This is a genomic window from Sphingomonas sp. GCM10030256 (assembly GCF_042666415.1).
In the GTDB taxonomy this organism is placed as follows: Bacteria; Pseudomonadota; Alphaproteobacteria; order Sphingomonadales; family Sphingomonadaceae; genus Sphingomicrobium.
This window is the reverse complement of record NZ_JBHTDI010000002.1, coordinates 259,156-278,144: the sequence shown is the minus strand read 5'-3', so window position 1 is coordinate 278,144 and position 18,989 is coordinate 259,156. Positions and strand designations below refer to the sequence as shown.

16 protein-coding genes are annotated in these 18,989 nt (G+C 64.1%); 9 read left to right on the top strand and 7 right to left on the bottom strand.

Going from position 1 to position 18,989, the window contains the following annotated elements; translation table 11 throughout:
* The first annotated feature begins 14 nt into the window (after positions 1-14).
* The 5 genes from ACFQPG_RS09120 to ACFQPG_RS09100 all read left to right on the top strand — a co-directional run bounded on the left by ACFQPG_RS09120 (position 15) and on the right by ACFQPG_RS09100 (position 4,466).
* Positions 15-647: a glutathione S-transferase family protein gene (locus ACFQPG_RS09120; RefSeq protein WP_380812256.1), complete on the top strand. Its 633-nt coding sequence runs from the start codon at positions 15-17 to the stop codon at positions 645-647.
* A gap of 11 nt (positions 648-658) precedes the next feature.
* Positions 659-1,525, top strand: a complete 867-nt coding sequence (locus ACFQPG_RS09115) for a dienelactone hydrolase family protein (protein WP_380812254.1) — start codon at positions 659-661, stop codon at positions 1,523-1,525.
* Positions 1,526-1,752: 227 nt separating this feature from the next.
* Positions 1,753-2,424, top strand: coding sequence for a DUF6975 family protein (locus tag ACFQPG_RS09110; RefSeq protein WP_380812252.1), 672 nt, complete (start codon positions 1,753-1,755; stop codon positions 2,422-2,424).
* A gap of 31 nt (positions 2,425-2,455) precedes the next feature.
* Positions 2,456-3,298 carry an AAA family ATPase gene (locus ACFQPG_RS09105; protein WP_380812250.1) on the top strand — a complete coding sequence of 281 codons (843 nt, stop codon included), beginning with the start codon at positions 2,456-2,458 and terminating at the stop codon, positions 3,296-3,298.
* Position 3,299: 1 nt separating this feature from the next.
* On the top strand, positions 3,300-4,466 hold the full coding sequence (locus ACFQPG_RS09100) for a cystathionine beta-lyase (RefSeq protein WP_380812248.1): 1,167 nt from the start codon (positions 3,300-3,302) through the stop codon (positions 4,464-4,466).
* A gap of 3 nt (positions 4,467-4,469) precedes the next feature.
* Here the strand turns inward: ACFQPG_RS09100 and ACFQPG_RS09095 are convergent, their stop codons facing one another.
* Positions 4,470-5,867, bottom strand: a complete 1,398-nt coding sequence (locus ACFQPG_RS09095; protein WP_380812246.1) for a methyl-accepting chemotaxis protein — start codon at positions 5,865-5,867, stop codon at positions 4,470-4,472.
* Between the two features lie 138 nt (positions 5,868-6,005).
* Between ACFQPG_RS09095 and ACFQPG_RS09090 the strand changes: the two genes are divergently transcribed.
* Positions 6,006-7,184, top strand: a complete 1,179-nt coding sequence (locus tag ACFQPG_RS09090; RefSeq protein ID WP_380812244.1) for a VWA domain-containing protein — start codon at positions 6,006-6,008, stop codon at positions 7,182-7,184.
* A gap of 195 nt (positions 7,185-7,379) precedes the next feature.
* Here ACFQPG_RS09090 and ACFQPG_RS09085 read toward each other — a convergent pair whose 3' ends face one another.
* The gene (locus ACFQPG_RS09085; protein WP_380812242.1) at positions 7,380-7,817 is read right to left on the bottom strand and encodes a hypothetical protein; all 438 of its coding nucleotides are present in this window, start codon (positions 7,815-7,817) and stop codon (positions 7,380-7,382) included.
* A 1,108-nt stretch (positions 7,818-8,925) separates the two neighbouring features.
* Positions 8,926-9,819: a metallophosphoesterase family protein gene (locus ACFQPG_RS09080; RefSeq protein WP_380812240.1), complete on the bottom strand. Its 894-nt coding sequence runs from the start codon at positions 9,817-9,819 to the stop codon at positions 8,926-8,928.
* A gap of 204 nt (positions 9,820-10,023) precedes the next feature.
* Here ACFQPG_RS09080 and ACFQPG_RS09075 point away from each other — a divergent pair, with 204 nt between their 5' ends.
* Positions 10,024-11,367, top strand: coding sequence for an HD-GYP domain-containing protein (locus tag ACFQPG_RS09075; RefSeq protein ID WP_380812238.1), 1,344 nt, complete (start codon positions 10,024-10,026; stop codon positions 11,365-11,367).
* A 167-nt stretch (positions 11,368-11,534) separates the two neighbouring features.
* The gene (locus tag ACFQPG_RS09070) at positions 11,535-12,695 is read left to right on the top strand and encodes an IS30 family transposase (protein ID WP_380812236.1); all 1,161 of its coding nucleotides are present in this window, start codon (positions 11,535-11,537) and stop codon (positions 12,693-12,695) included.
* 50 nt (positions 12,696-12,745) lie between these two features.
* Here ACFQPG_RS09070 and ACFQPG_RS09065 read toward each other — a convergent pair whose 3' ends face one another.
* The 3 genes from ACFQPG_RS09065 to ACFQPG_RS09055 all read right to left on the bottom strand — a co-directional run bounded on the left by ACFQPG_RS09065 (position 12,746) and on the right by ACFQPG_RS09055 (position 15,462).
* Positions 12,746-13,579: a DODA-type extradiol aromatic ring-opening family dioxygenase gene (locus tag ACFQPG_RS09065; protein WP_380812234.1), complete on the bottom strand. Its 834-nt coding sequence runs from the start codon at positions 13,577-13,579 to the stop codon at positions 12,746-12,748.
* A 141-nt stretch (positions 13,580-13,720) separates the two neighbouring features.
* Positions 13,721-14,920, bottom strand: coding sequence for an exo-beta-N-acetylmuramidase NamZ domain-containing protein (locus tag ACFQPG_RS09060; protein ID WP_380812232.1), 1,200 nt, complete (start codon positions 14,918-14,920; stop codon positions 13,721-13,723).
* Complete coding sequence (locus tag ACFQPG_RS09055; protein ID WP_380812230.1) at positions 14,917-15,462, bottom strand: DOMON-like domain-containing protein; 546 nt, start codon at positions 15,460-15,462, stop codon at positions 14,917-14,919. Before ACFQPG_RS09055 ends, ACFQPG_RS09060 begins: the two co-directional genes overlap by 4 nt.
* Positions 15,463-15,575: 113 nt before the next feature.
* On the opposite strand from ACFQPG_RS09055, the gene tyrS reads away from it, so the two are divergent.
* Complete coding sequence (gene tyrS, locus ACFQPG_RS09050; protein ID WP_380812228.1) at positions 15,576-16,823, top strand: tyrosine--tRNA ligase; 1,248 nt, start codon at positions 15,576-15,578, stop codon at positions 16,821-16,823.
* A gap of 64 nt (positions 16,824-16,887) precedes the next feature.
* On the opposite strand, the gene recG is transcribed toward tyrS, so the two are convergent.
* The gene (gene recG / locus ACFQPG_RS09045; RefSeq protein WP_380812226.1) at positions 16,888-18,942 is read right to left on the bottom strand and encodes an ATP-dependent DNA helicase RecG; all 2,055 of its coding nucleotides are present in this window, start codon (positions 18,940-18,942) and stop codon (positions 16,888-16,890) included.
* Positions 18,943-18,989 lie beyond the last annotated feature (47 nt).

Sequence of the window (18,989 nt, the reverse complement as noted above, 5' to 3'; positions counted from 1 at the left end):
GCAGGGGAAATGCTGTGCCGGACCTCCTCTTCTACACCAACCCGCAATCGCGCGGTCAGATCGTCCGCTGGATGCTGGAGGAGGTCGGTGCGCCGTACGAGACGCGCATCCTCGATTATGCGAGCACGCTGAAGGAAGAGCCGTACTTGTCCATCAACCCGATGGGCAAGGTTCCGGCCATCCAGCACCGGGGCAAGGTAGTGACCGAGGTGGCCGCGATCTGCTGCTACCTCGCCGACGCCTTTCCCGAAGCTGGCCTCGCGCCGGAGCCAAGCGATCGCGCGGACTATTATCGCTTCATCTTCTTCGCATCGGGCCCGATTGAAGCGGCGTTCAGCAATCGCGCGGCGGGCTGGGAACCCACTCCGGAGCGGCAGCGGATGTTCGGCTACGGCAACTTCGACCTGGCGATTGCGACCATGGCCAAGATGCTGGAGGGGCGCACCTATATCTGCGGAGACCGGTTCACCGCGGCCGACCTGTATGTCGGCAGCCAGCTCGGCTTCATGCTGATGTTCGGGATGCTGGAGCCGCGGCCGGTGTTCAACGACTATGTCGCAAGGGTGACGGACCGCGACCCGTACCGCCGAGCAAAGGAACTGGACGCGCAAGCGGCCGAGGAGATGAAGCAGAGCGCTGCGCAATAAGGAGCCTTCGCATGGACGAGCAGACCCGCAGGCAGGCCATCGACCTGTACGACCGCTTCACTCATGATGGGCTGGAGCGGCGCGAGTTCATGGCCCGAATGGTCGCCATCGCCGGAAGCGCGGCAGCCGCCGAAGCGCTGATCGCCGGCATCGCCGCCAGTTCGGCGGCCGCGGCGATCGTGCCGGCCAACGACAAGCGCCTGACCACCCGCACCCTGACCTTTGCCAGCCCGACGGGCTACCGTGCCTACCTCGCCGAACCGCGAACGCGATCGCTGAAGGCGACGGTGATCGTGATCCATGAAAACCGTGGCTTGAATGAGCATGTCCGCGATGTCGCCCGCCGTCTTGCGCTTGCCGGCTACCGCGCGGTCGCGCCCGACTTCCTCTCCCCGGCCGGCGGAACACCCGCCAATGAGGAGACCGCGCGCGAGATGATCGGCAAGCTCGATCTTGCCAAGGCGACCGCCGCGGGCGTTGCGATGCTCAACGAGCTCGCCAAATCCAGCCGCGCCGGCAAGGCGGGCGCGGTGGGATTCTGCTGGGGCGGCGCATACGTCAACCGCTTGGCGGTGGCCGCCGGAGCGGCACTGGACGCCGGGGTTGCTTACTACGGACCTGCGCCCAACCCGGCTGAGGCGGCCAAGGTCCAGGCTCCGCTCCTGCTCCATTATGCCGGTCTCGACGAGCGGGTGAACGCAACCGGCCGGCCTTGGGCCGCCGCGCTGCAAAAGGCAGGCAAGCCAGTCGCAAGCTTCGTCTATGAAGGGGTAAACCACGCCTTCAACAACGACACGTCCGCCGAGCGCTACAACAAGGCTGCTGCGGAGCTGGCGTGGCAGCGGACGTTGGCCTTCCTTGGCCGTCATCTGCGTTGAACGGCGGTCGGAAAGAACCGGCGCCGGCGCGGGCCCTTCCCTATTCAGCTCCGAATGGCTCGGCCGCAGCTTCCCGAGCCGCGCAGCCTTGTCCCGTTCCGGAACGGATCGTAATCTCTCCGAATGAAAGATTAAGCCTGCATCAACCCTGTCTTTACGCGCTCCGGTTAGGTCAACTCACTTAGACGAGTGTCGATCAACCGACACACGACGAGATTGGAGGCAGCATGGCGGTGAACGGGCTAGCGGAGCGGCACATGCCGGCGTCGGCCGACGCGCATGTCGCGCGGATCGCCGCCGCCGGCAGCGCGTCTCACCCTTATGTTGCGTACTTGGCGTGCGCGGCGGGCCCGACGACGGCCCGCGACTTCGACGACATGGTTCACCTGCTGTGCAGCCTCTACGGACGCCATCCCGGATTGTTCGACCTGGCCGTTTACCGCTGCCCTGCCGGTCCGACGCAAGCCTGGCTGACCGACGCCGCCAATGCATTCGAGCGTGAGCGGTTGTACCTGGTGCGCCTTGCCGCCGCGGTCGGACCGCTTCCGAGCACGCCCGGCAATGCAGAGACCGAGGCCGCGCTGCTTGCCCAGCGGCATGCTTTGGAGACCCTGGCTCAATCGGAACGGAGCGGCTGCGCGCTCGGGGCGGCCACCGCGTTGGTCAGCGACTGGCAGGCGGTGCGTCCGCTGCTCGATCGCGCGGCGGTTCGCGTCGGGGTCGAAGCTCCTGCCTGTGCACTGCCTGACGACACGTCGGTGCGGCAAAGCCTGAGCGAGGCCGCGACCGGACCGGCAACCGAACGGGCGATCCGCTTCGGGTCGGAACAATTGCTGCTGCAGCATCGGGCTCTGTTCGACCTGCTGGAAGCCCGCAGCGAGGCGCGCGAGGGCTATTGAGGGCGACGCCCGTCCCGCGTAGTGCCGCGGGATGCGTTTCGAAGGCACCACCAATTACGTCGCGACCGACGACCTCAAAGTCGCGGTCAATGCCGCGGTGAAGCTCCGCCGCCCGCTTCTGGTGAAGGGCGAGCCCGGCACCGGCAAGACGGTGCTGGCTCACGAGATCGCCGAAGCACTCGGCGGTCCGCTGATCGAGTGGCACATCAAGAGTACCACCAAAGCGACGCAGGGGCTGTACGAATATGATGCCGTGGCGCGGCTCCGCGATGGACAGCTCGGCGATCCACGGGTCCACGAAATCTCCAACTACATCCGTCGCGGTAAGCTGTGGGACGCATTCACCTCGCCGCAGCTGCCGGTGCTGCTGATCGACGAGATCGACAAGGCCGACATCGAGTTTCCGAACGACCTCCTCCAGGAGCTCGATCGGATGGAATTCCACGTCTACGAGACCGGCGAGACGGTGAAGGCGGCCGAGCGGCCGGTGGTGGTGATCACCTCCAACAACGAGAAGGAACTGCCCGACGCGTTCCTGCGGCGCTGCTTCTTCCACTATATCGCCTTTCCGGACCGCGGAACGATGGAGCGGATCGTCGATGTCCACTTCCCGGGCATCCAGAAGATGCTGGTCTCCAGAGCGCTCGACCTGTTCTACGACGTGCGCGACGTTCCTGGCCTCAAGAAAAAGCCTTCGACCAGCGAACTGCTGGATTGGCTCAAGCTGCTGCTGCACGAGGACATGCCGCTGGACGTGCTCCAGAACCGTGATCCGACCAAGGCCATCCCCCCGCTGCATGGGGCGCTGCTCAAGAACGAGCAGGATGTGATGCTGTTTGAGCGGCTGGCGTTCATGGCGCGGCGCAAGGGCTGAGTTGGCGGACGAGGCGGAGCGGCGCCGGCTTGCGACCCGGCTGATCCACCCGGACAGTCACGCTTCGACGGACTTCAAGTCGTTCGCGGTCCCGACCTATCGCGGATCGACCGTGCTGTTCCCGAACATGGACGCGGCCGAGCAGCCTTTGCCGGGCCAGTACCGCTACGGGATCGACGGGACGCCAACGGCGCGGGAGCTCTCCGCGCGCCTGGCGGCGATCGAAGGTGCGGAGCAGGTGTTCCTGGCGCCGAGCGGACTTGCCGCAATCTCCCTCACGCTTCTGGCGCTGACCAGCGCCGGCGGAAGGGTCCTTCTTCCGGAAAGCGCGTATGGACCGACAGGAGCGCTTCTCGGTGGCCTGCTCGCGCGCTTCGGCGTGGCGATGGACCCTTACGATCCGCTGATCGGCCACGGGATCGCGGATTTGATCACGCCCGATACGCAGCTCATCTGGTGCGAAAGTCCGGGCTCGATCACCATGGAAGTGCAGGACATTCCTGCGATCGCGGCCGCCGCCAAGGCGCGCGCAGTGCCCGTGGCGATTGACAATACCTATGGCGCAGGCGTGCTGTTCGATGCCTTCGCCGCCGGAGCGGACGTCAGCGTGCAGGCGCTGACCAAATATCAGGGCGGGCACAGCGATGTGCTGATGGGCTCGGTCGCGGTGCGCTCGCCCGATCTGGGGGCGAAGCTGGCCAGGGCTCAGCGCCTGCTCGGGCTGTCGGCATCGCCGGACGACTGCTCGCTGGTGCTGCGCGGCCTCAAGACCCTCGACCTGCGGCTTCGCCACCTCGGGGAGTCAGCCATTCAGGTGGCGAAATGGCTCGCCCTGCGCGAGGAAGTGACGGCGGTGTTGCATCCCGCGTTCCCGGACTGCCCGGGTCACGAGACCTGGAAGCGCGATTGGAGCGGATCGGCGAGCGTCTTTTCGGTGATCCTGGGTCGTTGGACCCGCGAGCAAGTGGTGCGCTTCGTCGATTCGCTGCGGCTGTTCGGCATCGGCTACAGCTGGGGGGGAGCGAACAGCCTGGCGTTCACCTATCGCGACCTCAAGCGGCCCTCGCCCGAGCTCGGACCGTTGCTGGTTCGCCTGAACATCGGCCTGGAAGATCCGGCAGACCTAATTGCCGACCTGGAACAGGCGCTGGAATCGGCTGTTCGCTGAGCCTTATTCGTCGCGGTAGGCGTATTCGAAATTGCCCCAGCGGCGGCCGTTGATGAACAGCGGGACGAAGACGTTCTTTACCGGAATGGCCTTGTCTCCAAGCTCCATCCGGTAGGTCATCAGCATCGCCGGCTTGGTGCTGGCAATGGCCGCGCGGGTCTGCTCGTCCATGAAGATCCGGCCGTTGCGGCAATTGGCGTCGTTCCACACCGGATCGTCGCCCGGTGTCTGGCAGCGCTCCGACAGATGGGTGGGGAGGAAGCCGTCCACGTTGGTGATGGCAGAGCCGATGATCCGCGCGTCTCTTGATTTGTAGCGGTCCAGGATGGGCCGGATGTGCTGCATGGCGAAGTCGCAGAAGCCATTGTCGTACTGCACGGGGTTGCGGCCGGGGATCGGCACGTAGTTGCGATCGAATACCTGCTCCATGCTGAGCTCGCCACGCGAGATGGCACGCTCGGTGACCTCGGCAATGGCGCGCATGGCGTCCTGAGCCATGACGATCATCGGCGTGTCGTCAATCTCCGCACCGCTGTTGGCGAGCGTGTCGAGCATGGTGTTGGACATCATCTCGAGGTGAGACAGCCGCTTCTGCGCCTTGACCAGCGCACCGCCATTGTCGCGAGCGTCGGCGGCGAAGTCGGTGAGGCTGGCCTTCACCCGGTCGACGCTGGTCTGGATGAGGCTGGTCGAATGGGCGATGCCTTCGGTCTGGCGGTCGACCATGCCGACGATCTCGCTGACTTCGCGGACGGTTTCGCTGATCTGCCCGAAACCGAGCTGAGCCGCGCGGCTGCGCTCGACGCCTGTCTTGATCTCGGTCGTCACCGCGCCCGCTTCACGGGTGAGCTCGCCGATGGTGAGGCCGATCTGGCTGGTCGCTGCGCGCGTGTCGTGCGCGAGCTTCTTCACTTCCGCGGCGACCACCGCGAAGCTGCGGCCCGCATCGCCGGCGCGGGCGGCCTCGATGGTGGCATTGAGCGCCAGCATGTTGGTCTTGCGCGCGATCGTCTCGATTGTGGAGGACACGCTCTGGACCTGGTTCATGGCGGTTGCGAAGCCGGCCATTCGCTCGCCCAGCTGGACCACGAGTTCGGTCAGCCCCTTGAAGCCGGCGATGGTGCCTTCAATGGCGCTTCGGCCCGCATCCAGCTTGGCCTTGGCCTGTTCCGACAAGAGCCGCGCTTCGTCGGTGGAGTCGGAGACCCGCGCCTGGTCGGCAAGCAGGCGGGTCGTCACCTCCTCCAGCCCGTCGAGCATCTTCAGGTGCTCGCCGATGCGTTCGGAGACGTCCTCGACGTAGCCGGCGACGTCACTGCACTCGATCGACAGGTTGCCGCAATCGCGCGCCACTGCGCGGATCGCGTTTTCCGTGACTTGCTCGATTCCCGCAGTCGCCATGAACCCTTCACCCCACCCTGTTCGCCGCTGTCATGGCAGCAACCCCCTACTCTTTCGTTAACTACGCGGAGCCTTACCCCGGCGCAGGGCCCAGGAACGCCCCTCGACTTCGCTCGGGACGAACGGCAAAGGTGGAGCATGTTCATCTCTTTCGTCGAAGCGCTTCGGCAAGGCGGCATCCCCGCCTCCCTCAAGGAGCATCTGCTGCTGCTGGAAGCGCTGGACGCAGACGTGATCGGTCAAGAGCCCGAGCAATTCTATTATCTTGCCCGGTCCGTGTTCGTGCATGACGAAAGCCAGCTGGACCGGTTCGACCGGATCTTCGGCCAGGTGTTCAAGGGCATCTTCCCGGACGGGGAAGACGAAGCGGCGCAGCTTCCCGAGGAGTGGTTGCGACTGGTCGCCGAGAAATATCTCACTCCGGAGGAGATGGAGGCGATCAAGTCCTTGGGCTCGTGGGACGAGATCATGGAGACGCTGAAGAAGAGGCTCGAGGAGCAGAAGGAACGCCACGCCGGGGGCAACAAGTGGATCGGCACTGGCGGCACCTCACCGTTCGGGCACGGCGGCTACAATCCGGAGGGCGTGCGGATCGGCGGCCCGGGGCGGCACGGCCGGGCGATCAAGGTGTGGGAAAAGCGCGAGTTCCAGGATCTCGACGACACCCGCGAACTCGGCACCCGCAACATCAAGGTCGCGCTGCGGCGGCTGCGGCGGTTCGCCCGCGAAGGGGCGGCGGACGAGCTGGACCTGGACGAGACGATCCGCGGCACGGCAAGGCAGGGCTGGCTGGACATCCACATGCGGCCGGAGCGGCACAATGCGGTCAAGCTATTGCTGTTCCTCGACATCGGCGGGTCGATGGACGGGCATGTGCGCCAGGCCGAGGAGCTGTTCAGCGCCTGCCGAACCGAATTCAAGCATCTGGAGCATTTCTACTTCCACAACTGCATCTACGAGGGCGTGTGGAAGGAGAACCGCCGCCGCTTCACCGACCGAACCCCCACCTGGGACATCCTCCACAAGTTCGGGCACGACCATAAACTGGTGATCGTCGGCGACGCGGCGATGAGCCCGTACGAGATCAGCCATCCCGGCGGCTCGATCGAGCATATGAACGAGGAAGCCGGCGCGGTGTGGCTGCAGCGGCTGACCAACACCTATCCCAGCGCCGCGTGGATCAACCCGACCCCGGAGGCTTACTGGGGGCACTCGCACTCGACAGGGATGGTCAGGCAGCTGATGCAAGACCGGATGTATCCGCTCACCGTCGAGGGGCTGGACAGCGCAATGCGGGAGCTCAGCCGAAAGAAGTAGGCGGCCAATGTTCACAATGTTCACGGTAACGAGGGCTGGAAACCGCCAAAGGTGAGGCAAAGGTTGGCCCTGCGCGCCGGGCGAACAGGAAACATCAATGTCAAAGAGCCGCGGCGTTCCGTGCCAGCACAGGAGCAGGTGCAATCCTATTGTTCAAGCGGTGTCCTGATGTCCGCCATGGGTGGAGAGCGGACATTAGCCGGGACCAACTTCGGGCGGGGAACCCATGAATGACAGGCCGCACGCCATCACAACCGCTTTGTTAGCTCGGTGCAGTAACGGCAGAATTTGGGCCTGTTCCTCGGCTGGAATGTCGGTTCCGATTTTGCTCCATTCGTGAACCAAATGGGTCTTGCCGTTGGAAAGCAGCGCAACGTCGAGCGAATAGCCGTTATGAGTAACTGGGTCGGGATAGTTGAACTGCGTGACTACAGTTCCACGCGGGAAACCGCGACTTCCCTCGCTTACATAGGTGGTGCGTGTGACTTCGGGTGAGACGGTCTTTAGCGCCCGCTCCACGCACTCGTCATCGACCCGTCCATCGAAGTCCTTTTCCCATCCGACATGGACACCCGGGTCACAAGCCGACAACAGCAGAACTGCGATAGCGGAAGGCAGAATGGGAAGGTTCATCGCTGTTGGATGCGTCAACCGGCTAATGTCTGCAATGGGTCGATCTCAGACGCTCAGCCGGGATGTCGCGGAAGAGATTCCTGACAAAACAGCTATCCGTCAGACGCGCCAGCGCTCAAATTCGGCGCGCGCCTCTTCTTCGGTAAATGGATGATCTCCGCTGACTGAAGTCTCCGTCCAGACAACCTCACCCTCCTCGGTGAGGTTCGCCACCTGCCAAGAGACCCCGTCAGTTCTGAGGCTGATTACATTTCCCTCATAAGACCTGAAGCGCTGCACCTCATTCACAGGTCACCTCATTCACTTTGCTCGGCAGAACGCTTTTAGGCTGATTCACCCCGCGATGGCAGCCAACTCAGCGGACGCACCTCGTCGCGGAAGATCGCGGTGATCATCTCCAATGGCCGGAATGGATCGAACTCAAACCCTCAACCCTGGGATGCCGCGAAAGGGTGGCAAGCGGACGTTCGTTAGGCGCTGAACTGATCTGAATTAGGCACGTTTAAGAGTCATGACCGACAGGAAAACTCGGGCCGAGCGTCGGGAACAGCAATCTCGCGAAGTCGAAGAGAGTCAAAGGCGCTTGCGCGAGAGTATCGCAGAAACCGACCGACTTGTGCGGAAATCCGACGAGATGCTGCGCCGTCACCGTCAAGAGAGGGAAGAGGATGATGCGTTAAAGGATTGATCCCACTGGCTGTCCGTCTCTTAAAACTTCGCACACAGGACAGTCTAAACTGTCCTCTGCTCTTTGGACGGCTTCCTTGTCCGAAGCCGCAAGAACGTCCTTTTTCTTGAGCACGATTCCGCCAAGCTTGCTCAGCTTGTTGATTCTATAGAGTTTCATATTCCCCGCCCATCCGGAGCCCCGAAGTGAAGCATGTTCGCTGACCGAAGGTGAGTCAACGCGGCTCGCTCAAGCTGGCATGCCCCACTCAACGTCGGCTTTGGGTCCAACTCAGACCCTCGGCGTCGATGTCGCGAAAGGGTGGAAAAGTGGGCGTTCCGGGAGGCGGCAATCTCTTGAACCTTGCAGCTGTAGGAGCCTCCTATGCAGCGATTAAAAGGGGCTAAGGCTTGGCGGGCGCGAAAGCCAGTGGGCGGGCGGCTAATTCGGCGGCGTCTTGAACTCGAACGCCGAGCTCGTATTCCCAGAATTACTTGTCGAGTAGCTGTCAATCAGGACTCCGCTCGCGTTCCGGAACTCGAACTTGAGCGAAGTCGAGGTTGCAGTGCCGAACAGAGCGCCGAAGGCGCCGCTGTACCGCTTCACGCTTCCAGTGACGGTTGCCTCGAAGCCGCGGCGGGATTGCCCGCCAAGCCCGCTCACCATGTAGGGAATCTTGCGACCGTCGCCGTTCACGTCCCTCATGATTCGTTCGTAATCGTGGTCGTGACCCGACAGGACGGCGTCCGCGCCCCAAGCTTCAAAGGGCCATTGCATGCGGGAGGTCGAGCCATGCTCGCCGGAGCTGAACGGCGGATGGTGGAAGAACACGACCTGCCACGGCGAAGTCGAAGCGGCGAGCTTTCGCTTGAGCCACAACGCCTGCTCAGACGTGGCGCTTACGCCATCCGCATCCTTGTGGCTGTTGATGGCGAAGAAATGAACGGGGCCGCGCTTGAAGTCGTAATAGCGCTCGTTGTTTGGCAGGTTGAAGTAGGAGCGGTAGGCAGACGCGGTGCTCCCGCCGCCGCACGGATCGCTGAACTCGTGATTGCCGAGCGCCGGCCAGAGCTTGCCATTGTCACGCTCGGCTTCATAGTTGGTGTCGATTTGGGTGCCGAGCGGCGTCGAGCCGTAGCAAAGGTCGCCAAGCATAAGAATGAACTCGGCACTTCGATCTCTGGTTAGCCTAGCCACAGCGGCAGCGTTCGAGCTTTTTCCAATATCGCCGAAAGCAGCGAACCTCGTCTGGGCAGCGGCACTAATCGGGAAAGTGAGCGCGGCTAATGGCAGCGACACAGCGCAGAGCGCTTTCGGGAGCGAAGAGCTTGGCATTGCGAAATTAGAGCGAGACTAGCTTGTTGAAGCAACCTACCAATCGGGTTTAGAACCTGACTGATGCGTTTTAGGCGCCCGGTAGTCGGGCTCCCCCTAACCTTCTTCCTTGAACCGTGGCTTAGTGAGGCGCGTCCCTTCGCCCCGTGCGATTAACCACATCGATGAAGACGACAATAAGCGTAACCGCGTTAACGCGACGCCATGCTGCACCAATACGTCGCCGTCCCCACCACCAGTCGCGCAGAGGTCATCGCTGCGTTTAGCTATGCACTCGACCTGACGGAAGGTCAGCCCGCAGGCCATTCCATCCGTTCTTGCTGGATTGGAATGGAGGTCGGCCGCGCTATCGGTTTATCGAACACTGAGCTTCGCGAGCTGTACTACACGCTGCTCCTCAAGGATCTTGGCTGCAGCAGCAACGCGGCGCGTATCTGTGAGCTCTACGAGGCGGATGATCGGGCGTTCAAGCAGGGCTACAAGACCGTAGGCACCAGCCTCGCGGCAACGCTCCACTTCGTCTTCCGCAAAACCGCGCGAGGTCGTCCTCTCGCGAGACGCGCTTCGGCCATCGGCAACATCCTTCGTAACGGTGATGCGATCGCCCAGGAGTTGATCATGTCCCGCTGCACGCGCGGTGCCGACATCGCGCGGACCCTGAGGTTTTCGGACGCGGTTTGTGATGGCATCTACCATCTCGACGAGCACTGGAATGGATCGGGTCGGCCGGGCCGACTGAGCGGCGATGCCATTCCGCTGTTCTCGCGCATTGCGCTGCTGGCACAGGTCGTTGACGTCTTCCACGTTCACGCGGGACCAGCAGCCGCCCTGGACGAGGCGAGGCGGCGCAGCGGGCTGTGGTTTGATCCTGCTCTCGTGGAGGCGCTAGAGTCCGTCAGCTCCCCACCTGCCTTTTGGGGTGCGCTGTCGTCGCCGACGATTGAGAGCCGGGTCGTTCGCCTCGCGCCAGGCGACTGCGAACAACCACTCGATGAGTCATACCTGGATGCTATCGCGGACGCTTTCGGCCAGGTTATCGACGCTAAAAGCCCCTTCACTGCTGGTCACTCCCAGCGGGTCGGGCAGTTGAGCGAGTGCATGGCAAGTGCGTTCGGAATGAGCGACGATCGGGCCCGCTGGTTGCGCCGTGCCGCCGTGCTCCACGACGTCGGCAAGCTGGGCGTTTCCAGCGCGATTCTCGAGAAACCCGCCAGCCTGGACGAACATGAATGGATTGAGATGCGGAGCCACGCCGTTCACACCCGGGCCATTCTTGGCCGGATTGGCGCCTTGGCTGATCTTGCGGAGGTGGCTGCTGCGCACCACGAGCGCTTGGACGGAACGGGTTACCCGCTTGCCCTCTCCGGTTCGGCGATTAGTCGCGACACGCGCATCATCACTGTTTGCGACTTCTACGACGCCCTCGTTTCCGGGCGTCCTTACCGAGCGGCTTTGCCCATAAACGAAGCGATCCGGATTATGTCGGAGGCAGTTGGCACAGCAATCGACGCCGAATGCCTCGAGGTGCTCAAGGCCAACCTCGGCTAAGCCGGCCAGACGGTCTAAGATCCATTTCTCCTGCCGCTCAAAAAAAGAATCTCGGCTCGAATGTCCGCAATGGGGCGCAGTCAGACGTTCAGCCTGGATGTCCGCTTTGGGTGGTGGTCTCAGGAGGTCGTCGCAACACTAAACCCGATGCGAGGTGAGGTGATGCGATGGCGAAGAGACGGCGGCGGATGTTCACTGCGGCGGAGAGCGCTGAGGTTTGGGATCGCTGGCAGCGAGGCGAAGGGCTTAAGCTGATCGGCCGAGTGTTCGACCGATCGTCGGGAGCGATCTTCCAGCATCTCAAGCCGCATGGCGGGATCCGTCCGTTGCCGCGACGCCGATCGCGACGGACGCTCAGTCTCGATGACCGCGAGGAGATCTCGAGAGGCCTGGCGTGCGGATTGTCGCTGCGTTCGATCGCCAGCGCTCTTGGGCGAGCACCATCGACGGTCAGTCGCGAGCTGCGGCGTAACGGCGGTTATCGCCGGTATCGTGCGGCAGCTGCGGACAAGCGTGCGTGGGATCGCGCCTTGCGACCCAAGCTGTGCAAGCTGGCGCGGCTGGAAGAGTTGAGGCAGCTGGTCGCTGCCAAGTTGCATGATAACTGGTCGCCCGAGCAGATTGCCGGCTGGTTGAAGCATACGTATCCGGACGACGAGGCCCACCAGGTGTCGCACGAGACGATCTATCGCAGCCTGTTCGTCCAGGCTCGCGGCGTGCTGAAGAAGGACCTTCAAGCGCATTTGCGCTCGGGCCGGGTGATCCGGCGATCGCGTCAAGCCAGCGGCAAGAGCGATGCTCGCGACAGCCTTGCCGACATGATCTCGATCCGCGAGCGTCCGGCCTCCGTCGAGGATCGCGCGGTGCCAGGTCATTGGGAAGGCGACCTGCTGTGCGGATCGTCAAACAGCTATATCGTCACGCTGGTCGAGCGGCACTCACGCTACGTGCTGCTGGCCAGGGTCCCGAACCGCGACAGCCAGTCGGTGATCACCGCGCTGATCGACCAGGCACACCGCTTACCTGACGAGTTGATCAAATCGCTGACGTGGGACCGCGGCAAGGAAATGGCGCAGCACAAGCGCTTCACGCTGGCGACCGACGCTGCGGTCTACTTCTGCGATCCACAGAGCCCGTGGCAGCGCGGCTCGAACGAGAACACCAACGGCCTGCTGCGGCAATACTTCCCGAAGGGCACCAACCTCAGCGTCCACTCACAGGAGCGCTTGGATGAAGTGGCACGGCAGCTTAATGGACGCCCACGCAAGACGCTCGGCTTTGAAACTCCAGCCGAGCGTTTTGAAGCGTGTGTTGCGATGACCGACTGAAACGGCAGTCGAAAGCAGACGTCCCGATCAGTGACCGAATTTGCCTGTCGTCAGCGCTGACGCGCTGCCACCTCCTCCACGGGGGAGGAGCTAGAGTGCTCGCGATCGAGACTTCCGCCAAGCTCGTAAGCATCCATCCGCAGCACGGAGTGCGCGACGCTGCTGTGGAGGCGCTTGGAGCTTGCCCCCTCTCCCGCTGCACCCAGGGCGACGAACAAAGGCAGGAGATGCTCTTCCGTCGGATGGTTGCGGGCAGCGTTCGGAGCCTTCTCGCGGTAGGCGAGGAGATCGGGGGTGCGGCCTTCGGCGATGGTCTTGTCCATCCATTCGGCGAAGTCGCGGACCCAGTCGGGTTCGGGCTGGCCGCGGTGGGTGCGCCAGCTCGACAGGTCGTGGGTGAAGCTGCCGCTGCCGATGATCAGCACGCCTTCGTTGACTAAGGGCTGGAGCGCGCAGCCGAGGCGGAAGTGGTGTTCCGGGCCGGCGTCCGGCTGCACCGAAAGCTGCACTACCGGAATGTCAGCCTCCGGCCAGGCGAGGAGCAAGGGCGCCCAGGCGCCATGGTCGAGGCCGCGCTCCCGATCGATGGTAATCGGAAAGCCGGCGGTCTCCAGCAGCTCGCGCACCCAGTCCGCCAGTTCGAGGCTGCCCGGCGCATCGTAGCGCAGGCGGTACAGCTCCGGCGGGAAGCCGTGGAAATCGTGAATGGTGCTGTTGCGTGCCACCGCGTTCACGGCGGGAATGTCGGTCTCCCAATGAGCGGAGACCATCAGGATGGCTTGCGGGTTCTTGTCCTGCCCAAGCGAGCGGAGGAACGCGCGTGCCTCATGGTCCTCGAACGGGAGCATGGGGGAGCCGTGTGAGAGGAAGATGGGGTTGAGCATGGCTACGATGTGGGACGTGGCTGCAGAGGCTCAAGAAGGCACAGACAGGTGACTGGTTTCGTCATTGCGAGCCGAGCGAAGCAACCCAGTCCACTTCAAGAACACTGGATTGCTTGCTCGCTACGCTCCTCGCAATGACGATCAATACAGCAGCAGGTCGGCAATCTCTTGACGCCACTTACTCTCGTCCGGCGCGGCGAACGCTTCCAGATCGCCCGGCTCCGCCGTCGCGTCGTCAACCCATTCGCGCAGCATCGGGCCGCCGTTGATCACGTCGATCGCGAGCTTGGCGAACTCATATTCGTAGGGGAAGTCGCGCCACAGGGGGTAGTCGGGCGTCAGACGGCGAATGGCCTTGAAGGCGAGCGCCTGGAGCCGCCACGGCCTGAACGCCTGGTGATCGTAGAACGGGCCTTCGGCGTGGATCATCAGCCCTGCGCAAAGCTGGTGGACGTGCTTGTGGAAGGTCGGTTCGAAAAAGATCTCGCGCAACTTGCAGCCTTGGAGCCATTCGGGCGCGAGGCGCTGCATTTCGGTCAGGACAGCGCGCGCATCGAGGTCGGGAGCGCCGAACAGCTCCAGCGGGCGGGTCGTGCCCCTGCCCTCGCTGAGCGTTGCGCCTTCCAGCATCACGGTGCCGGCGTAAGCGCGGGCCATGTTCAGGTTGGCGGCGTTCGGGCTGGGGTTGATCCAGACGCGGTCCTCCGGCCATCCGAAGCCGAGCCCCTCGTCAGGACGCCAGCCGTCCATCGCGATTACGCGATAGTCGACGTCGAGATCGAAGTGGCGGATGAACCAGTGGCCCATCTCGCCCATGGTCAGGCCATGGCGCATGACCATCGGCCCGGCGCCGACGAAGCTCTCCCAGCCGGGCTGGAGGAGATTACCTTCGACCGGGCGCCCCGCCGGGTTGGGGCGGTCGAGGACCCACACGCTCTTGCCGTGCTCCGCGGCCGCTTCGAGCACGTAGAGCAAAGTCGTCACGAAGGTGTAGATGCGGCAGCCGAGGTCCTGCAGGTCGATGAGGATGGTGTCGAAGGTCGACATCATCTGCCCGCTGGGGCGGCGGACCTCGCCGTAGAGGCTGAACACCGGGATGCCGAGGCGGGCGTCGGTCTCGTCCGGGGTCTCCATCATATTGTCTTGCTTGTCGCCCTTAAGCCCATGCTGCGGACCGAAGGCGGAGGACAGGCGCAGGCCCGCGGCGCCAAGCGCGTCGAGGCTGTGGGTGAGGTCGCGGGTGACGCTGGCCGGGTGGGCGAGCAGGGCAACGCGCTTGCCTTCGAGGGGGCGGCGAAGCTCAGCGTCGGCGAGGAGGCGGTCGATACCGAAGAGGGTCATGCCTCTTCGATTGGCGGCAGGGTCGCGGCGAAGCAAGCCTCTGCGTGGAAATCGGGCGGCCCATCAGGGTGACAAAGCGCCCAGTAGCTTCTGGTGCCGGAGCTTTCCTCGATCACCGCGGAGAGGCCGAAACGCACCTCGCCGGCCAGGTCGATCACCGCATCGACGATGAGTTCGTCGCCGAGGTCGTCGGTCGTGATCTCCGGAGGATGTTCCAGGTCGAGCTCGCGCATTCCGGAGCGGTAGCCGTCGAAGGCGTAGGCGGCCCAGGCGGCGGAGGGGGCGAAGTTATATTCGCGATAGCCGTCGGCGGTGTCGACGAAGAGTTCGAAGCAGGTGGTTTTCCAGAGGTCGTCGGTGCGCTTGGCTGGGGTTGATTTCGGAAGCACGATCCCGCCGGTCGGCGCGTGCAGGTGATAGCTCAGCTCCGCGCGACCGTCCGTCCAGCGGTCGAGCCAGACTTCGAGGGCCATGTCCGGATGATCGGGTGGGCTGTCGGGGTGGGCGTGGAGGGTCAGGTGCATGGCCTCACTTATCGTCATTCTCGCGAAGGCGGGAATCCATCTCTTGACGGGCGGCCCGCCAGAACCTTCGGCGATGGGTCCCCGCCTCCGCGGGGATGACGGAGTGATAAGCGGAAGCTAAGCACGCGCGCATGTCTGAATACAGCTCCACCCTCCTCCGCCTGCTCGAGACCCGCGGCTATATCCACCAGGCGACGGACGCCGCGGCGCTGGATGGCCTTGCAAGCAAGGAGATCGTGAGCGGCTATATTGGGTTCGATGCCACGGCCCCGAGTTTGCACGTCGGCTCGCTCGTGCAGATCATGATGTTGCGGCGGTTGCAGCAGGCGGGACACAAGCCGATCGTGCTGATGGGCGGCGGCACGTCCAAGATCGGCGATCCGAGCTTCAAGGATGAGGCGCGCAAGCTCCTGGGCGTGGAGCAGATCGCCGGCAACATCGCCTCGATCAGGCGGGTGTTCGAGCGGTTCCTGACCTTCGGGGACGGGCCGAGCGATGCGGTGCTGCTGGACAATGCGGAGTGGCTCGACCGGCTGGAATATATTCCGTTCCTGCGCGAGATCGGGCAACATTTCTCGGTCAACCGGATGCTCGGCTTCGACAGTGTGAAGCTGCGGCTGGACCGCGAGCAGTCGCTGTCGTTCCTCGAATTCAATTACATGATCCTTCAGGGCTATGATTTTCTGGAGCTCTATCGCCGCACCGGATGCCGGCTGCAGCTCGGCGGGTCGGACCAGTGGGGCAATATTGTCAACGGTATCGAGCTGACCCGGCGGGTCGCTCATCAGGAGGTGTTTGGGGTGACGACGCCGCTGATCACCACCGCCGACGGGCGCAAGATGGGCAAGACAGAGAGCGGCGCGGTGTGGCTGAACGCCGAGGGGCCGGACGGCTACAGGCTGAGCCCGTACGACTATTGGCAGTTCTGGCGGAACACGGCGGATGCGGATGTCGGGCGATTCCTGCGCTTGTTCACCGACCTGCCGCTGGAGGAGATCGCGCGGCTGGAAGCGTTGCGCGATGCGGAGATCAACAGCGCCAAGGCGGTGCTGGCGACCGAAGCCACGGCGCTGCTGCACGGGCGGGATGCTGCCGAAGCGGCAGCGGAGACGGCGCGGCAGACGTTTGCGGGCGGCGGCTCAGGCGCGGCCTTGCCCACGCTGCGGGTGGATGGCGAAGTGAACATCCTTGCGGCGCTCACCGGGCTTGGCTTCTGCGCGTCCAATGGCGAGGCCAAGCGCAAGATTGCCGAGGGTGCGGTGCGGGTGAACGATGTGGCGATGAGCGACCCGGCGCTGATGATCATCGTTGCCGACGAGGTGAAGATCAGCCTGGGCAAGAAGAAGCACGGCTTGCTTACGTCATTGCAGGGCGCATAGCGGCGAAGCAATCCAGTGTTCTTCAAAGTGAACTGGATTGCTTCGCTGCGCTCGCAATGACGAACTACCCGCTGCGCAGCAGATCCACCGCCTGGTCGCGCTCGAAGAGATATAGGCATAGCCGCGCCGCTTGCCCGCGCTCGCCTGCGAGCCCGCCGTCGCGGTCAAGCAGCAGCTGCGCGTCGTCAGTGGCAAGCTGGGCCAGTTCGGCCACCTGCTCCGGCGACGCCAGGCGGAACGCCGCCTCGCCGCTCTGCCGGGTGCCGAGGATCTCGCCGGGGCCGCGGAGGCGGAGGTCCTCCTCGGCGATGCGGAAGCCGTCGCTGGTTTCGCGCATCAGCGCCAGCCGGGCGCGGCCGGTCTCGCTGAGGGTCTGGCCGCGGATGAGGAGGCAGGTCGACTTGCCCTCCCCTCGCCCGACTCGCCCGCGGAGTTGGTGCAGTTGGGCGAGACCGAAGCGCTCGGCGCCCTCGATGATCATCAGGGTGGAGTTGGGCACATCGACGCCCACCTCGATCACGGTGGTGGCGACTAGCACAGCCAGCTCGCCGGCGGCGAATGACGCCATGACGGCGTCCTTATCCGGTCCCTTCATCCGGCCGTGGACGAGGCCGACCTTGCCGGGGAAGCGCTCGCGGAGGATAGCGGCGCGCTCCTCGGCCGCAGCCGCGTCGCTGTTCTCGCTTTCCTCGACCAGCGGGCAGACCCAATACGCCTGACCACCGGCGGCAACGTGACGGCCGAGGCCGTCGATCACGTCCGCCAGCCGCTCGTCGCTGATCACCCGCGTTTCCACCGGCGTGCGGCCGGGCGGCATTTCGTCGATCCGGCTGACATCCATCTCGCCATATTGGGTGAGGGTCAGCGTGCGCGGGATCGGGGTCGCGGTCATCACCAGCAGGTGCGGCGGCCGCTCGCCCTTGGCGGAGAGCAGCAGCCGCTGAGAGACCCCGAAGCGGTGCTGTTCGTCGATCACGGCGAGGCCGAGGTTCCGGTAGCCGACCTTTTCCTGGAAAATGGCGTGAGTGCCGATCAGGATGTCGATCTCGCCCGAGGCCAATCCCATCAGCACGCTGTCGCGGGAGCGTCCTTTTTCGCGGCCAGTGAGGATCGCGACCCGCACGCCGATCGGATCGAGTTGCTTGAGCAGGGTCGCATGATGCTGGCGGGCGAGGATTTCGGTCGGCGCCAGCAACGCGGCCTGCGCACCGGCCTCTACGGCGTTGAGCATCGCCAGCAAAGCCACCAGCGTCTTGCCCGACCCGACGTCGCCCTGCAGCAGCCGCAGCATCGGCGCCGCCTGGGCCATGTCGCCGCGGATTTCCTCCACCACTCGGCGCTGCGCTCCGGTCAGGCTGTAGGGCAGGTTCAGCTTCGCCGTCAGGCGACCGTCACCTTGCAGCGCAACGCCCCGCTTGCGGCGACTGACCTGCCGCAGCAGCAGCAATGCGAGCTGGTTGGCGAAGACCTCGTCATAGGAGAGCCGCCGCCGAACCTCAGTCACAGCGGGATCGGAATGCACTGCGGCGAGCGCTGCCCGCCATGCCTTCCACCCCTCACGTGCCTTGAGGCTTGGCTCGACCCATTCCGCGAGGTCCGGCGCCCGCTCCAAGGCTGCGAGCACCAGCTCGCGGAGCCGGCGATTGGTCATGCCTTCGGTGAGCGGGTAGACCGGCTCACGCAGAGGCAGCTCGGCCGCCTTGTCGGGCTCCAGCACCTCGGGATGGACCATCTGCCATTGGTCGCCATATTGATCGAGCCGGCCAGAGACGATCTTCGTCTGTCCAAGGGGTAGCTGCTTCTTGGCCCACCCCGGATTGTTGAAATAGGCCAGGGTGACGACGTTGCCGTCGCCGTCGGATGTGTAGACGCGCAAGGGCCCGCGCCCAGGCGACGAGCGCATCTCGAACGGCGTAAGGTCGAGAATGACGTTGCGGCCAAGCATCGCCGGGTAAGCGGCGGTGGCGCGCATCCTGTCGATCGCACCGGTGGGCAAATGAAATAGCAGGTCGACGGCGCGGGTCAGGCCCAGCTTGTGCAATTGCCTGGCGACCTGCGGCCCAACGCCTTTGAGCGCTTCCACTTCGGTGAACAGGGGATTAAGCAGGTCGGGCCGCATGCCGGCGATTGCTAGCCTGCTTGCTGAAGGTTGTCAGTCCGTCTGTG